Source organism: Cellulomonas sp. GbtcB1, from assembly GCF_019091725.1.
Taxonomy (GTDB): Bacteria; Actinomycetota; Actinomycetes; order Actinomycetales; family Cellulomonadaceae; genus Cellulomonas.
The window spans coordinates 1-231 of the sequence record NZ_JAGXJG010000651.1 but is presented as its reverse complement, the minus strand read 5'-3'; the positions used below and the strand labels follow the sequence as shown (position 1 = coordinate 231).

1 pseudogene is annotated in these 231 nt (G+C 83.1%); it reads right to left on the bottom strand.

The annotated features are described in order from the left end of the window. A pseudogene (locus tag KVT14_RS21675) lies at positions 1-231 on the bottom strand (hypothetical protein); the annotation flags it as partial.

The window sequence follows — 231 nt, the reverse complement described above, 5'->3', positions numbered from 1 at the left end:
AGGACGCCGGGCACGCGCTGCCGGGGCGGCACGTCTCCGAGCAGCCGGGTGCGCACGGCGAGGGCCGCGACGGGGTCGGCGAACCCCTCGAGCCCCGGCACGATCCCGCTCGCCCACGCGAACCGCGCGGCGAGCGCGTCGGCGACCCGGGCGGCGGCGGGGGACAAGCCCGGCTCGGGGTCGGCGGCGTGCCAGCCCGTGGACGACCCGGCGGCGGGGGCGCCCGCGTCC